Origin of the sequence: Frigoribacterium sp. PhB118 (assembly GCF_003751725.1) — a bacterium.
Lineage (GTDB): Bacteria > Actinomycetota > Actinomycetes > Actinomycetales > Microbacteriaceae > Frigoribacterium.
Genome location: NZ_RKID01000003.1, coordinates 233577 through 251246, shown reverse-complemented (window position 1 = coordinate 251246; position 17670 = coordinate 233577). Strand labels below are relative to the sequence as shown.

19 protein-coding genes are annotated in these 17670 nt (G+C 70.8%); 11 read left to right on the top strand and 8 right to left on the bottom strand.

Features of this window, described 5'->3' with window-relative positions:
• Positions 1-95: 95 nt before the first annotated feature.
• From EDF21_RS10690 to EDF21_RS10650, 8 genes are all read right to left on the bottom strand, one after another.
• Positions 96-1466: a reverse transcriptase family protein gene (locus tag EDF21_RS10690; RefSeq protein ID WP_199736339.1), complete on the bottom strand. Its 1371-nt coding sequence runs from the start codon at positions 1464-1466 to the stop codon at positions 96-98.
• A 479-nt stretch (positions 1467-1945) separates the two neighbouring features.
• Positions 1946-2215 (bottom strand): DUF4190 domain-containing protein, encoded by a 270-nt coding sequence (locus EDF21_RS10685; RefSeq protein ID WP_043596065.1) that lies wholly within the window; start codon positions 2213-2215, stop codon positions 1946-1948.
• A 113-nt stretch (positions 2216-2328) separates the two neighbouring features.
• Positions 2329-3093 (bottom strand): YitT family protein, encoded by a 765-nt coding sequence (locus tag EDF21_RS10680; protein ID WP_199736357.1) that lies wholly within the window; start codon positions 3091-3093, stop codon positions 2329-2331.
• Positions 3094-3331: 238 nt separating this feature from the next.
• On the bottom strand, positions 3332-3922 hold the full coding sequence (locus EDF21_RS10675; RefSeq protein WP_123571310.1) for a hypothetical protein: 591 nt from the start codon (positions 3920-3922) through the stop codon (positions 3332-3334).
• A gap of 559 nt (positions 3923-4481) precedes the next feature.
• Positions 4482-5078 (bottom strand): hypothetical protein, encoded by a 597-nt coding sequence (locus tag EDF21_RS10665; RefSeq protein ID WP_148053687.1) that lies wholly within the window; start codon positions 5076-5078, stop codon positions 4482-4484.
• 8 nt (positions 5079-5086) lie between these two features.
• Entirely contained in the window at positions 5087-5809 is a 723-nt protein-coding gene (locus EDF21_RS10660) for a hypothetical protein (protein WP_123571308.1), read from the bottom strand.
• On the bottom strand, positions 5806-7059 hold the full coding sequence (locus EDF21_RS10655) for a putative T7SS-secreted protein (protein WP_123571307.1): 1254 nt from the start codon (positions 7057-7059) through the stop codon (positions 5806-5808). The genes EDF21_RS10660 and EDF21_RS10655 overlap by 4 nt, the downstream gene beginning before the upstream one ends.
• A complete protein-coding gene (locus EDF21_RS10650) occupies positions 7056-7343 on the bottom strand; it encodes a hypothetical protein (RefSeq protein ID WP_056043642.1) in 288 nt (95 codons plus the stop codon). Before EDF21_RS10650 ends, EDF21_RS10655 begins: the two co-directional genes overlap by 4 nt.
• Before the next feature lie 241 nt (positions 7344-7584).
• Here EDF21_RS10650 and EDF21_RS17240 point away from each other — a divergent pair, with 241 nt between their 5' ends.
• The 11 genes from EDF21_RS17240 (at position 7585) to EDF21_RS10595 (ending at position 17670) form a co-directional block, all read left to right on the top strand.
• Positions 7585-7992, top strand: a complete 408-nt coding sequence (locus EDF21_RS17240) for a flagellar FlbD family protein (RefSeq protein WP_123571306.1) — start codon at positions 7585-7587, stop codon at positions 7990-7992.
• Between the two features lie 2 nt (positions 7993-7994).
• Positions 7995-8831 (top strand): motility protein A, encoded by an 837-nt coding sequence (locus EDF21_RS10640; protein ID WP_123571305.1) that lies wholly within the window; start codon positions 7995-7997, stop codon positions 8829-8831.
• On the top strand, positions 8828-9871 hold the full coding sequence (locus EDF21_RS10635; RefSeq protein ID WP_123571304.1) for a flagellar motor protein MotB: 1044 nt from the start codon (positions 8828-8830) through the stop codon (positions 9869-9871). The genes EDF21_RS10640 and EDF21_RS10635 overlap by 4 nt, the downstream gene beginning before the upstream one ends.
• Before the next feature lie 126 nt (positions 9872-9997).
• Positions 9998-10945, top strand: a complete 948-nt coding sequence (locus tag EDF21_RS10630; RefSeq protein WP_056043639.1) for a flagellar motor switch protein FliM — start codon at positions 9998-10000, stop codon at positions 10943-10945.
• The gene (gene fliN, locus EDF21_RS10625; protein ID WP_056043636.1) at positions 10942-11667 is read left to right on the top strand and encodes a flagellar motor switch protein FliN; all 726 of its coding nucleotides are present in this window, start codon (positions 10942-10944) and stop codon (positions 11665-11667) included. Before EDF21_RS10630 ends, fliN begins: the two co-directional genes overlap by 4 nt.
• A 2-nt stretch (positions 11668-11669) precedes the next feature.
• A complete protein-coding gene (locus EDF21_RS10620; RefSeq protein WP_158612907.1) occupies positions 11670-12266 on the top strand; it encodes a flagellar biosynthetic protein FliO in 597 nt (198 codons plus the stop codon).
• Entirely contained in the window at positions 12263-13300 is a 1038-nt protein-coding gene (fliP, locus tag EDF21_RS10615; protein WP_370274460.1) for a flagellar type III secretion system pore protein FliP, read from the top strand. The genes EDF21_RS10620 and fliP overlap by 4 nt, the downstream gene beginning before the upstream one ends.
• The gene (fliQ, locus tag EDF21_RS10610; RefSeq protein WP_043596053.1) at positions 13300-13575 is read left to right on the top strand and encodes a flagellar biosynthesis protein FliQ; all 276 of its coding nucleotides are present in this window, start codon (positions 13300-13302) and stop codon (positions 13573-13575) included. Before fliP ends, fliQ begins: the two co-directional genes overlap by 1 nt.
• A gap of 9 nt (positions 13576-13584) precedes the next feature.
• Positions 13585-14337: a flagellar biosynthetic protein FliR gene (locus tag EDF21_RS10605; RefSeq protein ID WP_255416442.1), complete on the top strand. Its 753-nt coding sequence runs from the start codon at positions 13585-13587 to the stop codon at positions 14335-14337.
• A gap of 1 nt (position 14338) precedes the next feature.
• Positions 14339-15622, top strand: a complete 1284-nt coding sequence (locus EDF21_RS10600) for a flagellar biosynthesis protein FlhB (protein ID WP_123571302.1) — start codon at positions 14339-14341, stop codon at positions 15620-15622.
• On the top strand, positions 15619-17670 hold the full coding sequence (locus EDF21_RS10595) for a flagellar biosynthesis protein FlhA (protein WP_056043626.1): 2052 nt from the start codon (positions 15619-15621) through the stop codon (positions 17668-17670). The genes EDF21_RS10600 and EDF21_RS10595 overlap by 4 nt, the downstream gene beginning before the upstream one ends.

The following is a 17670-nucleotide window of genomic DNA, read 5'->3' as shown; positions in this document are numbered from 1 at the left end:
CACCCTCCGCACCGCGTTCCGTGCACCACACCCGATCTCGTCGCGGTGCGGTGCACGGAACGCGGTGCGTTCGTAGTCCGGAGGCGCGGCGCCGGTCACCGGGGGACGCGCGCGAAGGCGGCGCGCAGCCGGGCGCCGCGCCCGGGGTTCCGCTGCTCGACCCAGCCGATGCGCCCCCAGAGCTGAGCGGCGAAGTCCGGGTGCCCGGCCCGGTTCTGCGCCTCGAGCCCGGTGGTGGCGGCGTTGTGCAGCACGGCCCGCAGCCGGTCGTACTCGGAGCGCATCGTGTTCGTGCCCGCGTTGACCACCACGCCGGTGACGACCTGTCGCGTGGCCGCTCCGCGCACCCGGGTCTTAGTCGGGTTCAGCAGGTGTCCCTCGTCGCCGACGATGCGTCCGACGCCCCGCACGAACGCGTCGGCCCGCCCCGCCAGCGTGCCGTCGCGGCTGAACGCCAGGTCGTCGGCGTACCGCGTGTAGGTCGCTCCCGCGGCCCGGGCGTAGCCGGCGAGCCGCGAGTCGAGCCTCCGCACCGCCACGTTCGCGAGGGTCGGCGAGGTCGGCGCCCCCTGGGCGAGGTGGGCGGCCGAGAGCGCGTGACGCAGGGCGAACCGCTGCTCGGGGCTGCCGCCCGGCGGCATGCGCGACAGCACGCCCGGCGGCACGGAGGTCGTGCAGAGCCCGGTGAGCACGTGGGCGACGGCGTCCGGCAGGCCCTCGCGGCGCAGCGCGCCGAACACCTGCCCGGCGGTGACCCGGGCGAAGAACGAGGTCAGGTCGAGGGCGATGACGACCTCTCGGCCGACGTGCCGTCGCGCGCCGGTGACGGCGCTGCGCCCCGGGACGAAGCCGTGCGCCGCGTCGTGCAGCGGCACCGCCGCCAGCACCTCGTCGAGCACGACGCGGTGCAGGTCGCGCAGGCGGAACCCGGGCACCTCGAGCAGCCGCGGCGTGCGTCCGGGCCGTGCCCGCCACTCGTACCGGTGGTGCTGCAGCGGACCTCGCTCGATCCGGCGGTTCCACCGGCCGGGGTCGGCGAACCAGTCGAGCTCGCCCACGGTCAGGTGCAGCAGTCGGGCGACGTCGGCCACGGTGCCCAGACGCAGGAGGCGCGGGTCGGCCGAGCGCGCCTCCTGCGTCACGGGCACGTGGTGGACGATGCGCAGGGGCCGGCCGCGCTTCCTGGCCTCGGTCATCGCCTCGGTGAAGGCCGGATCGCGGCGGATGTGGGCGGTGAGCGTGCGGGGGTCGTCGTGCGGTGCCCGGGGCAGGGCGCGGACGAGGTCGCGGGCGAGCGGACGCCAGAACCTGGCCGGCCCGTCGACGGCCTCGCCTGCGGCGGCGGCCAGTGCGCCCACGGTCCACTCGGCCGTGAGCAGGGCGTCGGCGAGGGCGGTCGCGACGGCATCGGGGCCCGGGTCGGGCTCGTGTGCGCCCGCGGCGGACGCGGGGGAGTGGACGCTCACGCGGTGCCCGCCCGACCGATGGGCGTCCAGCCGGTGGGCGTCCGACCGATGGGCGTCCGACCGTCGGTCGGGCACCTCGCGGTCGTGTCCGCGCGAGCCGGGCGGGCCGGGCGTGACGTGGGCGTCGGCACGGCGAAGGCGGGCGAGTGGGTGCGGCGGTGCCTCGGCGACTCGTGCATCGGTGCGGGCCGCGAGCCGCGCGGAGCGCGGTCACCGGCCTGCGGAGCGGTGCCGTGGTCGATCTGCGTGCCCCGGGGTGGCCCCGGAGAGGACGGCACAGCGCGTGTGCCCTCCACCTCGCCGAGACACCGTCGCATGCCCACACGCTAACGGCGACCCCCGACGACCGCGATCCCCCGCAGGGCTGAGCCCCTCGGCGCGATGAGGGCTACGGGCCCGCGACGCGAAGGAGGCGCGGTGCCTGCTCTACAGACACCGCGCCTCCTGTGCTCCCCGGCTCGTGCGCCGGGCCGATCGATCTAGTAGGTCTGGACCGATGCCATGCCGGCGCTGAACGCGGCGATGCTGACGATGATGCCCACGACGAGGAAGACGGCGCTGAGGATCACGCCGGCCAGGGCGAGGCCGTGGCCGCGCTCGCCGGTCTTCTTGATCTGCGACAGGGCGATCAGGCTGACGATGAGGCCGGCGAGGCTGAAGACGAAGGCCAGGATGAACCCGACGATCGCGAGGACGTTGTAGCCCGCGGCGGTGCCGGCGGACTGGGGCATGGCGGTGTTGTTGGACATGGGACTCCTAGGTGGTGTGACGTCCGGAGACGTGCAAGAAGAAAGTGACCGCTTCGAGACGAGAATGCCTCAAACAGACCGGTCGTGCACGGAAGTCTGGCAGAAAGGTGTGATCACGTGTGGCCGACGTACCGGCCGGCCTTGTGGTTCATCGCCAGCACGAGGTTCAACACGACGGCGCCGAGGGCCGAGAGCAGCACGATCCACGGTGAGACGACGGTCAGCGAGGTCAGCACGATGACCACGTCGAAGCCCATCTGGACGTAGCCGGCGCGCAGCCCGGCGCGTTCCTGCAGCACCAGGGCGAGGATGTTGATCCCGCCGAGGCTGGCCCCGTGCCGGAACAGGATGAGCAGGCCGACGCCGACGAGCAGGTTGCCGGCGAGGGTGCCGTAGATCGGGTTGATCCCGTCGATGTCGAACATCAGCGGGTGCAGGTACGAGAAGGCGGACAGCATGACGACGGTCAGGATCGTCCGCAGGGTGAAGGGCCAGCCCTTCTTCCACACGGCGAGCGCGAAGAACGGCACGTTGACGAGGACGAACAGCACGCCGAAGGTCCAGCCCGTGGCGTAGCTCGTCAGCAGGGCGAGACCGGCCGTGCCGCCCGACACGGCCCCGCTGGTCTTGAGCAGGAAGAGTCCGAACGAGGCGAGGAAGACACCGGTCACGACGCCCATCACGTTCTCGGCGAGCGTGTGTTTGTTGACGTCGACGGTCTCGACCGAGCCGGTCAGGGCGGGGTCGTCGATGCCGTGCCGGGCGGGGGCTGCGGCGTCCGGGGTCGCGGCGTCCGGCAGGCCCGCGGGGGAGGACTCGGGGGCGGGCCCGTCGTCGCTGCCGACGGCGTTCCGCTCGGAGCTCGCGGCGCGGGACATGCTCGCGGTCGGGGTGGGGGAGGAGGTGCGGGTGACGTCGTCGGCGCGGGCGGCGGGGGTGGTGCCGGGGCGCGACTCGTCGAGGGGTTCGTGGGTCACCGGCACATCCTGCCAGCCCCCTGTTTCGTGCACGTGACGCGCCGCGCGCCCGCTTGTCAGCCTGCCGCACCGTCGAGTGGACGTGACGCCGCCGCATGCCGCGGTGTCTCGTCCACACGGCGGTGTCCTTCCGGAGCCATCAGGCCGCGCCGCTCATCACCATGGCGATCGGCACGACGACGGCGATCAGACCGGTGACCGCCACGAGGGCGCAGAGCACCGGACGGCGGGTCGTCAGCGGGATGACCCCGGGCACGATGGCGGCGGCGTTCTTGCCCGAGAAGACCTCATCGGCCGGCATGATCGTGAGTCGTCCGTGCTGGGCGATCTCGAGCAGCTGTTCTCCGGGCCAGTTGGCCTCGGTGAGGACGAGCCGGCGGCCCTTGCCGTCCCGGACAGCTAGGTAGGCGAGGCTCTGCACACCCAGGTTCAGCGTGCAGAGGATGCCGCGTTGTGAGCCGTCGAGTTCGACGGTCGTCGTGCGTCCGCACCCACGTCTGGTCACCGCGGTGTCGGACACGGTGATGCTCGTCGTCCGGAGGTAGATCCACAGACCGGCCGCCAGAATGACCAACAGGACGACAAGGTACGGGACGACGGTCATTCCCATGCGATTCCAGCCGATCAGGAAGGCGAGGGGTATCAGGACGAGTCGGCCTTTGGCCTTCGCCCAGAAGTGCGGCCACGTCGGTCGGTAGGTGATGGCGGGCGGGAGGGGGCTACTGGTCATGGTTCTTCTTCCTCTGGGGTGGTGTCTGACGGAGGGTCGTTCGTGAGATGCCACGAAAGACCTTCCGCGAGCTCGTCCATGAGGCGGACGACCTCGGAGAATGGGTGGGGAAAGGGAGCTTCCGCGATCAAGATGACGCGGGTCGACGTGCCCTCCTGCAACCACGTCCAGGTCACCTGGCCCATGGCGGCGGGGCGCGAGAGTCCCTGCAGAGGCACAAGGCGGATGGCCTGGATTCGGTGGGCGCTTCCGAGGTGCGTTCCGAGGGTTGCGACGGATGGTGGCGCCAGGCATGTCGAGCTCGCGATGAGGGACTCCCTCAGCAGGCCTTCTCTCATCGGATGGTCGTCTTCGGCGACGTAGAGGGCGGCCCAGGCGACCGGGCCCGAGTCCTGACGCCCGGAGGCCACGAACGCGGCTATCGCGCCTTGTTCCTCCAAGGTCGTCCGCAGTCCGGCAAGCGGATGCGAGTCATCGGGAGGCCCCTGGCCCGCCACGCCGAAGAGTGGTCGCCAGAAGGATGAGTGATGGATGGTCAATTCCAGGTCTCGGTCGGGTCTCATGCACTCGCCGCCGCGACGACAGGGGGAGCCCAGAGCGACCAGATGATGATGCCAAGAAGGACCGCGGCGATCATGGTCAGGGAAACGGCGATGACGAGGGTCGCCCAAGGGTGTCGTTGTGGGGGCGACAGCATGCCTGGTGCGAGGGCGTCTGCTTCTGCTGGGCTCAGCAGGCCATTGCCGTTGGAGTACCTGAGGGGAAAGTGGCGCGCGATCCGTTCCAGGTCAGGGGTGGCCCAGTAGGCACCCGTCAGCCGCACGATTGGCTGCTTGCCCCGTCCCAGGATGAGACGAAGAACGGGTCGAGGACCATCCACAGTGGCGAAGATTCCGGCCGTCGGACGAGTCCTGGGGACATGTCGAGTCAAGAAGAAGCGCGAGTAGCTCAACCCGTCGTCGTGCAAGACGACGCGGGTGGTCACCATGTAGAGGCAGATGCCGCCGAGAACGAACACCAGGACGACTGCGGCAAGAGCCCAGCCCACCGCCGAGTCCCGGACGGTGAACGGGATGAGGCTCGTCGACCCGCCCGAGATAACGGCGTTTCGTGCGTAGTGGCGCCATCGTGGCCGTAGGACGAATGGCGTCGACATCGCCCGGCTCACGAGCCGGCCTTACTTTCAGCTGAGGTCGACGAAGGTCGGGTTCTGGCCGGCATCGTCCAGCGGAAAGCACGCACGATGTCATCGGCGTGGGCGAGTTGCGGCGAGAGAAAGACTCCACCCGTCGCGATGAAGGTCATGAGGAGGACACAGGCGCGCCGCTCGGGAACGTCAACGATGTAATGAACTCGTGCCGTTTCGAGGGGCTCCTCGAGCGCTTGGCGTTGCTCGGATGAAAGGTCTGTCGTGCTGGCGATTCCCCGGCGTGCAAGCGCGAGTTCAGCCGTCCTGGCCCACTGTGCGGCGCTTTCCGTCCATCGATCCAGGACTCGTGCGACGTCGCCCTGGCTGGTGCTCATGGTGCTGACCAGGCTCGTTGGCCCGGCGAGGGAACGAGCGACCTCGACATTCAGCGAGACGCCTGAGCGAGCTTCGTTTGTCACCACGGGCACGACGGACAAGCACATGGGGCCCATCGATGGCCCGGCGGTCGACGAGAAGACGAAGAGGTCGAGGACGCCGTCCTGCTTTGCCTGCGAACAAATCGCCAGATAGGTGTTCTTTGCACGCCGACGGGCCAGAACCGTGTTTCGCGCGTCTCGTTGGCGACTCAGCGATGTCACCCCGTCGAGGAATCGCTCGATCTCGCTGTCGAGATCGATTGCGAGGTTCAGGCGACCCCACCCGTGCGGAAACGTGAAGGCATACCCCGCGGACGTCACAGCGACCCCACATGGATTTTCGTCTTCTCGGTCCAGAAGGTGCCCGCCGCCATGTCGGCTGCGTCCTGCCCGGCCGACACCAGCGACTTGACGTTTTGACCTGCACCCAGCAAACCGTTCGTGAGGGCTGAAACGACGCCGGGAGCAAAAAGTTCGCGTGCCTTCGGCCCACCCGCGGCCAGGCGGCGCATCGCGAACATCTCGGCGGCCCCACCCAGGAGCAGATTGTCGAGGCTGGTGACGAGGGGGTTCCTCGCCACCGCGTCGAGTCGCTCGGCAACGGCTTGCCGCTCAGCGAGCCGGGCCTGTTTTGCGGCCTTGGTGGGAACCCCGGCAAGTGCGCGAGCGCTGACCGAGTCGATGATCGATCGTCGCATCCCCGATGTGGCCACCAGCGCTCCCTTGGCAGCCCCCAAGCCGACGATCGAGAGGCCGACGCCGAGGAGTTCGGTCCCGACGTCCGCAGGGGTTGCGTCGCCCGCACTGGCCTGAGCAAGGGTGATGACGAGGAGGAGCACGGCGGCTGCGATTCCGATGCCCAGAGCGAAGGGGCCGATTATCGGTACGAAGCTCAGGACGGCCAGCACCGGCCCGAGCGCGTTCAGGACGTCCTTGATGGCCCCCAGCACCCCGCGGGCGTCGTGCACCACCTGCTTCACCCCGTCCCACCACGTGTCGCGCAGCTCGTCGTCACCCGCCAGGCGGATGGCCGCGATCGCTTGGTCGTTGAGGGCGCCGTACTCGCCGTCCGTGTCGCCCCCGGTGCCGACCAGGCGGGTGATGACCGCCTTCGCGTCGGCGAGGTCGGTGTCGGCGAGGTCGACGGCCCGCGTCCGGGCGGCCTCTTGCCGGTCGATCTCGAACGGGTCGGTCTCGCCGGGGACGACGTACTTGTCGGCCGTGCGCCGCGCCTCCTTCGCCTCGTCGGCGTCGAGGCGCGCGGCGTCCGCCTGGCGCTGGAGCTCTTCGAGGCCGTCCGCGTAGGTGTCCAGCGCCGTGGCGAGGTCGAGGTAGCGCTGCTTCGCCTTATCGATCGCGTCGGCGAGCGGTTCCGCCGACGTCGTGAAGGTGCGGCCCGACTCGGAGTCCCACCCCTCGGCCTTCGCCAATCGACGCAGCCGCCTCGACTGGGTCTCGATCGAGGTGCCCGTGGCCCGCGCCGAGGTGGCCGACGACCGGATCTCGGTCGGATCACCGGGCACGGGGTCGGACGCCAGGTCGAGCGGGCTCCAGTCCCACGGGCGGCTCATGCCGCACCCGCCGTGTCGGTCGGGGTCAGCGCCGCAGCCAGCTCGTCCTCGGCCTGCGTGAAGGTCTTCGCCGCGCCCTCGGCCATGGCGCCGACCGCCGCGATCGACTCGAGCATCCGCCCGCGCGCGATCGCCCAGTCGTCGGCGAACGCCGTGACGGCCTGTTGCAGGCGTGGCGAGCCGACGCCGTCACCGGAGGCGCCGGCGCTGCCCGACGACAGGTCGGTGTGCAGGGTCTGGAGGTCGCGCGCCAACGTGGCCAGCGCCTCCAGATCGATGTCCATGTACTGCGCCACGGCGGTTTCCCCTCGTCGATATGAGCAATGTCACACACCATACCGACTGTTCGGCCCACCGCGACCTGCCTGTGGAGAACCCTGTGCCCCCTGAGATGGGCGGATCGGCCCGCGACCCGCACCTAACGCCCCGCCACCCCCGGCCGATAGTCACCCGTAGCCGCTCAGGACGAGCAGCGACACCTGCCCCCACGGACGGAGGCAGGAGACACAGACCTAGGACGGGCCGATGATCGTCGTCACGCGACTCAACGACAGCAGATTCGCTGTCAACCCAGACCTCATCGAGCGCATCCACGAGACGCCCGACACGGTCCTGATCATGGTCGACGGCGCCAAGTACGTCGTGACCGAGCCGATGGCCGAGGTCATCGAGATGATCGCCCGTTACCGGGCCCGCATCGTCTCGCTCGCCTACGACGAGCCGTCCGCCACCGCGCCGACGCCCCAGGCGCTCGGCAACCGCACCTCCACCGGTCCGCAGCTCGGCATCGTCCGAGGCTCGTCGGGTGCAGGAGGCGCGGGTCGCGTCACCGAGTTCCGTCCCGCCGTGCAGGCTCCCGCCGTCCACGCGCCGTCCGTGCCGTTCGTGCCGGCTGCGCCGGCCGCATCGGCCGACACCACGCAGGGACGCTGACCGTGGATCCCGCAACGATCATCGGCATCGTCCTCGCCCTGGGTGCCCTCTTCGGCATGATCCAGCTCGAGGGCGTCAGCATCGCCGGGCTGCTGTTGCCCGCCCCGATCATCCTCGTCTTCGGCGCCACCATCGGCGTCGGCATCGCCGGCACGACGATCAAGGACGCGATCCTCAGCTTCAAGAAGATCTCCCGCGCCTTCACCGGCAAGGTCGTCCCTCCGCAGTCGGTCATCGACGGCGTCGTGTCGCTCGCCGAGAAGGCCCGCAGCGAGGGCCTGCTCTCGCTCGAGCAGGAGGCCGAGAAGCTCGACGACCCGTTCATGAAGGGCGCCCTGCAGAACATCGCCGACGGCACCGACGGCGAGGAGCTGCGCATCCTGCTCGAGGACGAGATGGAGTCCCGCCTCGCCGCCGACCGCACGGCCAGCAAGTTCTTCATGAGCCTCGGCGGGTACGCCCCGACGGTCGGCATCGTGGGCACGGTCGTCAGCCTCACCCACGTGCTCGAGAACCTCGCCGAGCCCGACGAGCTCGGCCACATGATCGCCGCGGCGTTCGTCGCGACCCTGTGGGGCCTGCTGACGGCGAACTTCCTCTGGCTCCCGCTCGGCGCGCGCCTCAAGAAGCTGGCCGACCTCGACGAGCTGCGCATGACGCTGCTGATGGAGGGGGTGCTGGCGGTCCAGGCCGGAAGCCAGCCGCGCCTCCTCGGCGAACGCCTCAAGGCCATGGTGCCGACGCACGCGCTCGACGGTGGCGACGGCAAGGGCGGCAAGGGCGCCAAGGCCAAGGCCGGCGCGAAGACCGGTGGCGACGACCAGGGGCTGGCCGCATGAGCGGGGCACGCGGCGGTCGCAAGAAGAAGGGGCACGCCGAGGACGAGCACCCCGACGAGCGCTGGATGGCCTCGTACATGGACATGATCACCGTGTTGATGTGCATGTTCATCGTGTTGTTCGCCATGTCGAACGTCGACCAGGACAAGTACATCGCCCTGCGCAACTCGCTCGCGACCGGCTTCGGCCAGACCGACGTGGGCAAGGTCGACACGGCCTCGGGCACCGTCGTGAACGCCGCCGACGTGACGAAAGAGGGCAAGGGCTACTCGTCGGGCGACGAGACCGACCTGAGCAAGGCCGCCGCCTCGGGGGAGGCCCAGACCGCCGAGCAGGCCGCCGCCGCCACGGTCGCGGCCCAGGGCGAACTGGACGACCTCACCGCCATCAAGGCCGCGATCGCCGCGAACCTCGAGGGCTCGGGGCTCAGTGCCGACGTCGAGTTCGCCGTCGACGCCCGGGGCCTGACCGTCCGCCTGATCGGCTCCGAGACCTTCTTCGGCACGAACAGCGCCGACCTCAGCGGCACGGCCGTGAACGTCATGAACGCCATCGGGCCGGTGCTGAAGACCTCGGGTCACGACGTCTCGGTCGAGGGCCATGCCGACCAGCGCAGCTCGACCGCGCCCTTCGCGACCAACTGGGAGCTCTCCTCCGCCCGCGCCACCCAGGTGCTGCGCGACCTCGTCGAGCGGGGCGGCGTGGGTGCGGACCACATCCAGTCGGTCGGCTTCGGCTCGTCGCGTCCGCTCAGCACCGGCACGACCGACGCCGACCTCGCGTCGAACCGCCGGGTCGACATCGTCGTCCTGTCGAACCAGTCCGACACGGTGAGCGCGCTGCTGCCGCAGCTCGAGCAGGCCGCCGCCGCAGGAGGCGCGGTGACCGACGGTCGCAACCCCACCGTCCAGCAGGCGGCCGACACCTCGACCACGGCCGAGTCGGGTGACACGTCGACGGCGGACGCCGCGGTCGAGACGAAGACCGAGACGAAGACCGAGAAGAAGACGGAGAAGAAGGAGGAGTCCTCGGGCCACTGACCCCCGACGGGCCCCTCCGGCCCGGGAGCGCGACCCCGCGCCGCAGCACGACGACGGCAACCCAGTCCGGGGGGTACGACCGATCCTGGGCTAACGCCCAGGTGGGGCGGGCCGATAGCTCCGTCCGTGACACTCCTCGACGCCCCGACGGGCAGCAGCGCACCGACCTCGACGGTCGGCTCGTCGACGCGCCCGCAGAAGACCGTCGAGGTCTACGACTTCCGCCGTCCGACGACCCTCGCCCGTGAGCACTCGCGCGTCCTCGAGCTCGCCTTCGACACCTTCGCGCGGCAGTGGGGCACCCAGCTCACCGCCAAGGTCCGGGTGCTCTCGCAGGTGACCTGCGACCAGGTGCAGATGCTCACCTACGACGAGTACGCCTCGTCCCTGCCGCCGACCACCGCCATGGTGCTCTGCACCCTCGAGGGCGTCTCGGCGAAGGCCGTCATCCAGTTCCCGTCGTCGGCCGCGCTCACCTGGGTCAGCCACATGCTCGGCGCCGTCAAGCCCGCCACGCTGCCCGAGCGCACCTTCACGCCCATCGAGCAGGCCCTCGTGCGCCGCCTGATGGACGACGCCCTCGACGACCTGCGCTACTCGTTCGGCACCATGCTCGCCGACCCGATCAGCGTCGGCGGGTTCCAGTACAACTCGCAGTTCGCCCAGGCCGCCCAGAAGTCCGACCTGATGATCGTGGCCTCGTTCGAGATCCGCGTCGGCGAGCGCGTCGCGCCCGGCACGGTCGCGATCCCCGCCGACGTCCTGCTGTCGCAGCTGGGCGAGTCCAACCCGACGATCGACGCCGCCGACGCCCGCGACCTGCTCGGCGCCCAGCTGGCCTCGGTGCCGGTCGGCGTCTCGCTGACCTTCGCCCCCGCCGCGGTGCTGCCGAGCGTCGTGCTCGGGCTGGCCGTCGGCGACCTGCTGCCGCTTCCCCACCCGCAGCACCGCCCGCTCGAGATCAGCGTCGACGGCCAGCCCGTCGGCCGTGCCGCCGTCGGAGCCGCCGGCTCCCGCCTGGCCGGCATCGTCGTCTCCACCTCCCTGACCGGCACCGAAGAAGGAACCTCATGACCGGCACGACCATCACCCTGCACACCGCGGCGGTCGAGGCGCTGGTCGCCCAGCTGCCGACGCCCACGCCCCTGCGTGCCGTGGCCGTCGACCCGGCCTCCGCGCACGGCCTCCGCCTCGCGGGCCCGTCCGTCGTGGTCACGTCGTTCGTCGGGTCGGTCTCGGCCGACACCGCGGTCCTGCTGGCCGACATGGACCAGCTCGCCGCCGCGGCGGGCACCGACAACCCGATGGTCTCGGTCTCGGACGTCCTGCGTCCCGCGCTCGAGGCCGCGACGGGCGTGCTCGGCACCGGCGTGCTCGGCGAGAGCCGTCGCGAGTCGGCCGACGCGCTCCTGACCGACCCCGAGACGGTCGTCTTCGAGCTGACGGCCGCGGGTCAGCCCGCCGGCTGGTTCGCCCTGCGCCTCCGCGAGACCGGCACGATCGGCGGCTCGTCGCCCGTGGCGCCGACCGTGGGCGCGGTGTCGACCGGCAACCTCGGTCGCATCAACAACGTCGAGATGGCCCTGACGGTCGAGATCGGCCGCACCCGCATGTCGGTCCGCGACGTCCTGGGCCTCGAGCCCGGTGCCGTCATCGAACTCGACCGCTCGGCCGGCGCCCCCGCGGACGTGCTGCTCAACGGTCGCCTGATCGCGCACGGCGAGGTCGTCGTGGTCGACCAGGACTACGCCGTCCGCATCACCAAGATCCTCGACGTCGCCGACGGCATCGCCTGATCGTGGACACCGTCGTCGTCGGCCTGCGGGTCGTCCTCTCGTTGGGCGTCGTCCTCGCCCTGCTCTGGGTGCTGCAGAAGCGCCTGGTGAAGGGCGGTCGTGCGGGCTCCCGCGCCACGTCGCAGGTCTCGGTCGTCGCCCGTCAGGGCGTCGGCGCGAAGGCCAGCGTCGTGGTGGTCGACGTCGAGGGCGAGCGTCTCGTGCTCGGCGTGACCGAGTCGTCCGTGACCGTCCTCGCGGCCGCCGACCGTCCCGTCGACGCCGGCGCCCTGACGCTGGTCCCCGAGCCCAAGGAGTCCGCGACCGAGTCCGTCACGCAGGAGGCGCGGGTCACGTCGATCGCCCCCGTCGCGTTCGCGTCCGTCCTCTCCGCCGAGGGCGCCGCGGCCCGCGACGAGCTGCCCGCCCGCCCGGCCGACGCGACCCCCGTCGAGTTGCTGCGCCCCCGCGGCGCCGCCCGCCGTGCCGCCGTCTCGCGTCCTCGTGACCTCGACGCCCGTCGTCGCGGTCGCACCGCCAAGTCGATCGAGGGCTCGATCCTCGCACCCGACACCTGGCGTCAGGCGGCCGCGGCCCTGCGCAGCGGACGAGCCGGATGACCGGCCGCCGGTCGTCCGCGTCCCCGACCCGCCCCTCCTTCGCGTCCGCCCTGCGTCGCCTCGCCCGCCCGACGCTGCGGGACGGCCTGCACGGGGCCCCCCTCGGCCGCTCCCTGGTGGCCGCACCCGTGCGCTTCGCGGACACGCGCTTCGCCCGGGCCGTCGTCGTCACGCTGCTCGCGCTCGTCGTGGCGTCCGCCCTCGTCATGCTGATCGGTCAGCAGGCGAACGCGGCCCCCGTCTCGCCGACGGCCCCCACCGCTCCCACCGCCCCGGCCACGGACGGCACCGACACCACCACCGGCACGACCCCCACCGACTTCACCGACACCGACCAGACCACGTCGGACGGCACCGGCTCGGGTGGTCTGAACATCGACATCAACGGCCCCGACGGTGCGCCCAGCCAGGCCGTCGTCACCCTGATCGGCATCACGCTGCTGAGCGTGGCTCCCGCGCTGCTGCTGATGATGACGTCGTTCACGAAGATCTTCGTGGTGCTCGCGATGACGCGGAACGCGCTCGCGCTGCCGTCGATCCCGCCGAACCAGGTGCTCGCGGGGCTCGCCCTGTTCCTGAGCCTGTTCATCATGGCTCCGATCCTGACCCACATCAACACGGACGCCGTGCAGCCCTACCTCGACGGCCGCCTCGACCTGCAGGGCGCGATCGACGCCGGCATCGCGCCGTTGCGGGAGTTCATGCTCGCCCACACCCGCGAAGAGGACCTCGCGCTGATGACCCGGTCGGCGAACCAGCCGAACCCCGACAGCCAGGCCGACGTGCCCATGCTGACGCTCATCCCGTCCTTCATGATCAGCGAGCTGCGCGCCGCGTTCATCATCGGCTTCGTGATCTTCATCCCCTTCCTCGTCATCGACCTCGTCGTCAGCGCCGCGCTCATGTCGATGGGCATGATGATGCTGCCGCCGGTGATGATCTCGCTGCCGTTCAAGATCCTGCTGTTCGTCCTCGTCGACGGCTGGGGCCTCATCATCAAGAGCCTCATCGAGAGTTACCAGGTGGGTGCCTGATGGATTCCAACGCCGTCCTCGACCTCTCGATGCAGGCCCTGATCATCACGGGCAAGCTCGCCGCGCCCGTGCTGATCACCTCGCTCGTCGTCGGTTTCGCGATCTCGCTGCTGCAGTCGATCACGCAGATCCAGGAGGTCACCCTCTCGTTCGTGCCGAAGGCCGTCGCCGTCGGCATCGCGCTCATCGTCACCGGCCACTGGATGATCAGCGAGATGGTGTCGTTCACGACCATGGTGTTCGACCGCATCCCCCAGCTGCTCAGCGGCGGGTAGGGACGCGCCGTGTCGTTCGACCTCAGCTGGCTCGAGGCCACCCTCCTCGCCGCCGTGCGCATGACCGCGTTCCTCGTGATCGCGCCTCCGTTCTCGTACCGGGCCTTCCCGGCGAGGGTGAAGGCCATGCTCGGCATCGGGCTCGAGCTCGCCGTCGCGCCCCGCGTCGCCCCCGGCTACGTGTCCCTCGAGACGGGACCGTTCGTCATGGCCCTCGTGCTCGAGCTCGTCGTCGGCGCCGTGCTGGGCTTCCTGGTGTTCGTCGCCTTCGCCGCGGTGCAGGCGGCCGGCAGCCTGATCGACCTCTTCGGCGGCTTCACGCTCGCCCAGGCGTTCGACCCGCAGTCGATGGTCAACGGCGCGCAGTTCACCCGGTTGTTCCAGATGACCGCGCTCGCCCTGATGTTCGCGACCGGGGGGTACCAACTGATCATCGGCGGCCTCACGCGATCGTTCGACGCCGTGCCGCTCGGCCTCGGCATGGACCTCTCCCGTCCGGTCGAGCTGCTGACGACCGGCGTCAGCCAGCTCTTCCTCTCGACCATCCAGATCGCCGGGCCGCTCTGCGTCGTGCTGTTCCTCGCCGACGTCGGCCTCGGACTGCTCTCCCGCGTCGCGCCGGCCCTCAACGCCTACGCGATGGGCTTCCCGCTCAAGATCCTCATGACGGTCATGCTGGCCGGCGGCGTCTTCCTCGCCCTGCCCGGCGTCGTGGCCTCGTTGACCGGCGACGCCGCCGACATGCTGCTGGGGGTGGGCTGACATGGCGGACGACTCCGGCGAGCGCTCCGAGGCCGCGACCGAGAAGCGGATGAAAGAGGTCCACTCGAAGGGCCAGCTGTCCCGGTCGCAGGACCTCAGCGCCTGGGTGGGCGTCGGCGCCGCCGCCGTGATGATCCCCTCGACCATCGAGCGCGCCTCCTCGGCGGGCGTCGACCAGATGTTCTCGATCCGCCAGGCCATCACGCACCCCGACTCGGCGACCGTGGTCACCGAGCTGATGCAGGGCGCGGGTTCGATGGGGGCCACGATCGGGCCCATGCTGGCCGTCGTCGGCGTGGCCGTCCTCGCGACCGCGATCGTGCAGGGCGGCGTGCACATCAAGCGCATGACCGGCAACTACGAGCAGTTCAACCTGCTCAACGGCCTCAAGAACACCTTCGGCACGCAGGCGCTCTGGAACGGCGCGAAGGCGTTGATCAAGACGACCGTCGTCGGCCTCGTGCTGTGGTTCGCGATCCAGGGTCTGATGCCCGTGCTCATGAGCGGCGGCGGCCTCAGCGTCTCGGCCGTGCTCGAGGAGGCCAAGGCCGGCACCGGCATCCTGATCAGGGCCGCGATCGCGGCCGGCCTGCTCCTCGCCTTCGCCGACGTGTTCGTCGTCATGCGCCGCAACCGCAAGAAGACCCGCATGACCAAGAAAGAGGTCAAGGACGAGAACAAGTCGAGCGACGGCGACCCCCTGGTCAAGTCGCAGCGGCGTTCCCGTCAGCTCGCGATGAGCCGCAACCGCATGATCGGGGCCATCGCCGACGCCGACGTCGTCATGGTGAACCCGACCGACTACGCCGTGGCGGTCAAGTACGAACCCGGCAAGTCGGCTCCCCGCGTCGTCGCGAAGGGCGCCGGCACGGTCGCCGCCCGCATCCGCGAGCAGGCCACCGCCGACGGCGTCCCGCTCGTCGTCGACGTCCCGCTGACCCGAGCGCTCCACGCCGCCTGCGGCCTGGGCGAGGAGATCCCCGTCGACCTCTACACGCCGGTCGCCCGGGTGCTCACCTTCGTCATGGCGCTCAAGGCCCGCGGCACGCTGACGGGCACGCACACGCCGCCCCGCGTCACCACGGCCGACGAGGTGGCCGGCGTCCTGGCTCCCGAGTCGCTCGAGGCCGACGCCGTGCCCCGCCGCCTCCGCATCGCCCGCGAGGCCGCGACCGGCGCGACCGGCGCGACGGGCACGACCGGCGCGACCTCCGCACCGTCCCGCACCGCGCCTCCTGCGCTCTCCCGCTCCGTCCGCCCCGCCACCCCTGGAGGCACCCGATGAAGTCCACCCTGCCCAAGCTCGCCGTCCCGGTCGGCATCGTCGGCATCGTGCTGCTGCTCGTCGTGCCGGTGCCCGCGCCGATGCTCGACGTGCTGATCATCCTCAACATCCTGTTGGCGCTGGTGATCCTGCTGACGACGCTGTTCGTCAAGAAGCCGCTCGACTTCTCGGTCTTCCCGTCGCTGCTGCTCGTGGCGACGCTGTTCCGCCTCGGGCTCAACGTGGCCTCGACGCGCCTCGTGCTCGGCGACGGCTTCGCCGGCGACGTCATCGCGGCGTTCGGGCACGTCGCCGTGAGCGGCTCGATCATCATCGGCTCGGTGATCTTCCTGATCCTCGTCGTGATCCAGTTCGTGGTCGTGACCAAGGGTGCCGAGCGCGTCGCCGAGGTGGGCGCCCGGTTCACCCTCGACGCCATGCCGGGCAAGCAGATGGCCATCGACGCCGACCTCAACGCGGGCCTCATCACCGACGAGGTCGCCAAGCAGCGTCGCGCCGACGTCAGCGCCGAGGCCGACTTCTACGGCGCCATGGACGGTGCGTCGAAGTTCGTCAAGGGTGACGCGATCGCCGGCATCATCATCATCATCATCAACCTGGTGGGCGGCATCGCGATCGGCGCGCTGCAGAACGGCATGGCCATCGGCGACGCCCTCTCGCACTACGGACTGCTCACCATCGGCGACGGCCTGACCACGCAGATCCCCGCCCTGCTGATGGCCGTCTCGACCGGCATGATCGTCACCCGCTCGGGCGCCGACACCGAGATGGGCGCGCAGGCCGCGTCGCAACTCGGCCAGTCGCGCATCGCGCTCGCCGTGGCCGGGACCGCCGCCATCGGCATGGGCTTCATCCCCGGCATGCCGATCGTCGCGTTCCTGCTGATCGGTGGGGCGCTGCTGCTCGTCGCCTACCGACTCGGCGTGGCCGCCAAGGCCGAGGAGGCGCGCGCGGCCCTCGCGGAGCAGCAGGCGGCGGTCGTCGCCCCCACCGACACGACCGACGACCTGCTCGAGCAGATGCGGGTGCACGCGCTCGAGATCCTGCTCGCGCCCGACCTCGTCGACATGGTCGGGGGAGCGTCGGACGACCTGCTCGGCCGGGTCAAGGCCCTGCGTCGCAAGATCGCGGTCGACCTCGGCATCGTCGTGCCGCCCGTCCGCACACGGGACAGCGTCGACCTGCCGCCGGCCACCTACTCGATCCGCATCGCGGGCGTCGAGGCCGGTCGCGGACAGGCACCGGCCCGCTCCGTGCTGGCCCTCGGCGACGCGCTCGACGGCCTGCCCGGCACCGCCACGGTCGAGCCGGTCTTCGGCCTCGCCGGCAAGTGGGTGCCCGCCGAGATGCGCCACAGCGCCGAGATGACCGGCGCCACGGTGATCGACCGCGTCTCGGTGCTCGTGACGCACCTGTCGTCGATCATCGCCGACAACGCCGCCCGACTGCTCACCCGCGAGGACGTCCGCGTGCTGACCGAGGGCGTCAAGCAGGTCAACGCCCCGGCCGTCGACGACCTCGTGCCGAACATGCTGTCGCTCGCCGAGCTACAGCGCGTCCTCCAGGGCCTGCTGTCGGAGCGCATCCCGATCAACGACCTCGCGCGCATCTGCGAGGGGCTGACGCTGCGGGCGAAGGTGTCGACCGACCCGGAGGGACTCGTCGAGGCGGCCCGCGCCTCCCTGGGCCCCGCGCTCACGGCGCAGTACCTCGACGGCCGCGTGCTGCGGGTCATCATGATCGACCCGACCCTCGAGCAGTCGATGCTCGAGGGGCTGCGACCGAGCGACCAGGGGACGCAGATCCTGCTCGACGGGCACCGGGTCGAGCAGGTGCTCGGGTCGCTGCGCGAGGCCGTGCAGTCGGTCGAGGCGCAGGGTCTCAGCGCGGTGCTGGTCTGCGCCCCGGCGTTGCGACCGGCCATCCACCGACTCGTGTCGGCGCAGCAGAACGGCCTGCCGGTGCTGTCGTACCAGGAGGCCACCGCCGCCGGCTCGACCATCGAGACCGTCGGCGTCGTCCGCGCGACCGACTCGATCGTGGCCTGA

What these genes read in the sequence shown, in the direction of transcription:
- EDF21_RS10685 (WP_043596065.1), bottom strand. Translation starts at nt 2,215, where the DNA reads ATGTCCAACAACACCGCCATGCCCCAGTCCGCCGGCACCGCCGCGGGC.
- EDF21_RS10680 (WP_199736357.1), bottom strand. Translation starts at nt 3,093, where the DNA reads ATGTCCCGCGCCGCGAGCTCCGAGCGGAACGCCGTCGGCAGCGACGAC.
- EDF21_RS10675 (WP_123571310.1), bottom strand. Translation starts at nt 3,922, where the DNA reads ATGACCAGTAGCCCCCTCCCGCCCGCCATCACCTACCGACCGACGTGG.
- EDF21_RS10665 (WP_148053687.1), bottom strand. Translation starts at nt 5,078, where the DNA reads ATGTCGACGCCATTCGTCCTACGGCCACGATGGCGCCACTACGCACGA.
- EDF21_RS10655 (WP_123571307.1), bottom strand. Translation starts at nt 7,059, where the DNA reads ATGAGCCGCCCGTGGGACTGGAGCCCGCTCGACCTGGCGTCCGACCCC.
- EDF21_RS10650 (WP_056043642.1), bottom strand. Translation starts at nt 7,343, where the DNA reads ATGGACATCGATCTGGAGGCGCTGGCCACGTTGGCGCGCGACCTCCAG.
- EDF21_RS17240 (WP_123571306.1), top strand. Translation starts at nt 7,585, where the DNA reads ATGATCGTCGTCACGCGACTCAACGACAGCAGATTCGCTGTCAACCCA.
- EDF21_RS10635 (WP_123571304.1), top strand. Translation starts at nt 8,828, where the DNA reads ATGAGCGGGGCACGCGGCGGTCGCAAGAAGAAGGGGCACGCCGAGGAC.
- fliN (WP_056043636.1), top strand. Translation starts at nt 10,942, where the DNA reads ATGACCGGCACGACCATCACCCTGCACACCGCGGCGGTCGAGGCGCTG.
- fliP (WP_370274460.1), top strand. Translation starts at nt 12,263, where the DNA reads ATGACCGGCCGCCGGTCGTCCGCGTCCCCGACCCGCCCCTCCTTCGCG.
- fliQ (WP_043596053.1), top strand. Translation starts at nt 13,300, where the DNA reads ATGGATTCCAACGCCGTCCTCGACCTCTCGATGCAGGCCCTGATCATC.
- EDF21_RS10600 (WP_123571302.1), top strand. Translation starts at nt 14,339, where the DNA reads ATGGCGGACGACTCCGGCGAGCGCTCCGAGGCCGCGACCGAGAAGCGG.
- EDF21_RS10595 (WP_056043626.1), top strand. Translation starts at nt 15,619, where the DNA reads ATGAAGTCCACCCTGCCCAAGCTCGCCGTCCCGGTCGGCATCGTCGGC.